Genomic DNA, 2,902 nt, shown 5'->3' with positions numbered 1-2,902 from the left:
GCCCCCGGACCGGCTCGATGACGAGCCCCTCCATCGCCCAGGCGACGCCGCCGCTCGTCCATTCCCGCACGGGGCCTATCAGCCATGCTCGACCGCTCGTTCCTCAAGGCGGGGCACGCGCCCACCCTTCTCGCGTCCTTCCTCTACTTCGACCTCAGCTTCATGGTCTGGGTGCTTCTGGGCCCGCTGGGCGTCGCCATCGCCAGGGACTTCGGCCTGACGCCCGCCGAGAAGGGCTTCATGGTCGCCGTGCCCGTGCTCTCGGGCGCCATCCTCAGACTCGGCGCGGGCCTGCTCGTCGACCACATCGGCCCCAAGCGCACCGGGATCATCGGCCAGCTCGTGGTGATGGCCGGGCTCCTCCTCGCCTGGTTCCTCGGCGTGAACAGCTACGACCAGGTGCTGGCGCTGGGCGTGGTGCTCGGCGTCGCCGGCGCCTCCTTCGCCGTCGCCCTGCCGCTCGCCTCACGCTGGTACCCGCCCGAGCATCAGGGCCTCGCCCTCGGCATCGCCGGCGCAGGCAACTCGGGCACGGCGCTCGCCGCCCTTTTCGCACCGGGCCTCGCCCAGGCGTTCGGCTGGCAGAATGTGATCGGCCTGGCCGCCCTGCCGCTGGCGATGGCCTTCGTGGTCTACGTCATCTTCGCCAAGGACGCGCCGGACCGGCCGCCGCCCAAGCGCCTCGCCGCCTACATGGACGTGCTGAAGGTCCGCGACGCCTGGTGGCTGATGGGCCTCTACAGCGTGACCTTCGGCGGCTTCGTCGGTCTCTCGTCCTCCCTGACCATCTACTTCAATTCCGAGTACGGCCTGCCGGCGGTGACCGCGGGCTTCTTCACCGCCGCCTGCGTGTTCGCCGGCTCCTTCCTGCGGCCGGTGGGCGGGGCGCTCGCCGACCGGTTCGGCGGTGTGCGGACGCTCTCGGTGGTCTATGTGCTGGCCGCCCTCGGCCTCGCCCTCACCAGCTTCCAGCCGGGCAGCGCCTGGGTCGCCCTGGCGCTCGTCATGTTCGCCATGATGGCGCTGGGCGCCGGCAACGGCGCGGTCTTCCAGCTCGCGCCGCAGCGGTTCGGCCGCGAGATCGGCGTGGTCACCGGCCTCGTGGGCATGACCGGCGGGATCGGCGGCTTCTACCTCGCCTCCAGCCTCGGCTGGGCCAAGCAGGTGACCGGCTCCTACCAGCTGGGCCTGCTCGCCTTCGCCGGCCTCGCCCTCCTCGCCCTGCTCGGCCTCAACGGGGTGAAGGCGCGCTGGCGCCGGACCTGGCCTGAGCTCGCCGGCGCGACCGGCGCCCTGCGTCTCTAGGAGTGTCGCCCATGGCCAAGCAGAAGCTCGTCGTCGTCGGCAACGGCATGGCCGGATGCCGGGCGGTGCAGGAGGTGCTGAAGCGCGATCCTGACCGCTACGAGATCACCATCTTCGGCGCCGAGCCGCGGGTGAATTACGACCGGATCATGCTCTCGCCGGTGCTGGCGGGCGAGAAGGCCTTCGCCGACATCGTCCTCAACGACGAAGCCTGGTACCGCGACAACGGCATCGCCCTGCACGCCGGTCGCGCCGTCACCGCCATCGACCGCGAGGCGAAGGTGGTCCGCGCCGAGGGCGGCCTGGAGGTCCCCTACGACCGGCTGATCCTGGCCACCGGCTCCGAGCCGATCCGCCTGCCCCTGCCCGGCGCGGACCTGGCCGGGGTGGTCACCTTCCGCGACCTCGACGACGTGGAGGCGATGATCGCTGCGGTGAAGCCGGGGGCGAAGGCCGTGGTGATCGGCGGCGGCCTGCTCGGCATCGAGGCCGCCTACGGCCTCTGCCGGCGGGGCATGGGCGCGACGGTCGTCCACCTGCTCGACGTGCTGATGGAGCGCCAGCTCGACCCCTCGGCCGGCTTCCTCCTCGCCGAGGCCCTCGCCGGCAAGGGCGTGGACACCGTGCTGGAGGCCCAGTCGGAGGAGATCGTCGGCGCCGACGGCCGCGTCGCGGGCCTGCGGCTCAAGGACGGCCGGGTCCTCCCCTGCGACCTGCTGGTGATGGCCGTCGGCATCCGCCCGAACGCGGCGCTCGCCCGGGCCTGCGGCCTGCAGGTGAACCGCGGCGTGGTGGTGGATGACACCCTGGCCACCTCCGACCCGGCGATCTTCGCCATCGGCGAGTGCCTGGAGCACCGCGGCCAGTGCTACGGCCTGGTCGCCCCGATCTGGGAGATGTGCCGCACTCTGGCCGAGACCCTCACCGGCGGCCGGGCGGCCTACGAGGGGTCCGCCCTTTCCACGCGGCTGAAGGTCTCCGGCGTCGACGTCTTCTCGGCCGGCAAGCATCTCGGCGGCGACGGCTGCGAGGACATCGTGTTCCGCGACGCCGGCCGCGGGGTCTACAAGCGGATCGTCCTGGAGGACGGCAAGGTCGCCGGCGCGGTGCTGTTCGGCGACGCCTCCGACGGCGGCTGGTACTTCGACCTGATGCGATCCGGCGCGGAGGTCGGCGACATCCGCGAGACCCTGGTGTTCGGCCAGGCCGCCACGGAGGGCCTTCGGGGGCTCGACCCTAGCGCCGCCGTTGCGGCCATGGCCGACGAGGCCGAGGTCTGCGGCTGCAACGGCGTGTGCAAGGGCGAGATCACCCGCGCGATCGCGGACCAGGGGCTGTCGACCCTGGAGACGGTCCGCGCCCATACCAAGGCGTCGGCCTCCTGCGGGACCTGCGCCCCGCTGGTGGAGAAGCTGCTGAAGCTCACCCTCGGCGACGCCTTCCAGGAGCACACCGGGCCCAAGCCGGTCTGCGGCTGCACGAGCAAGGGCCACGACGAGGTGCGTCGGCGCATCGTCGCCGAGGGGCTGAAGTCCATGCCGGCGGTCATGCAGGCGCTGGAGTGGTCCACCCCCGACGGCTGCGCGAGCTGCCGCCC

2 protein-coding genes are annotated in these 2,902 nt (G+C 72.3%); both read left to right on the top strand.

Annotated elements, in window-relative coordinates:
• Positions 1 to 84: 84 nt before the first annotated feature.
• Positions 85 to 1,305 carry a nitrate/nitrite transporter gene (locus V7Z97_RS19980; RefSeq protein ID WP_334165321.1) on the top strand — a complete coding sequence of 407 codons (1,221 nt, stop codon included), beginning with the start codon at positions 85 to 87 and terminating at the stop codon, positions 1,303 to 1,305.
• 11 nt (positions 1,306 to 1,316) lie between these two features.
• Positions 1,317 to 2,902 (top strand): NAD(P)/FAD-dependent oxidoreductase (locus V7Z97_RS19975; protein WP_334165318.1); only part of this gene is annotated, 1,586 nt, incomplete at its 3' end.

Source organism: Phenylobacterium sp. (assembly GCF_036821595.1).
Taxonomy (GTDB): domain Bacteria; phylum Pseudomonadota; class Alphaproteobacteria; order Caulobacterales; family Caulobacteraceae; genus Phenylobacterium.
The sequence above is the reverse complement of the archived record's forward strand: the minus strand, read 5'-3'. Positions and strand labels throughout refer to the sequence as shown.

Coding starts and splice junctions, on each gene's coding strand:
- V7Z97_RS19980 (WP_334165321.1), top strand. CDS start 85: ATGCTCGACCGCTCGTTCCTCAAGGCGGGGCACGCGCCCACCCTTCTC.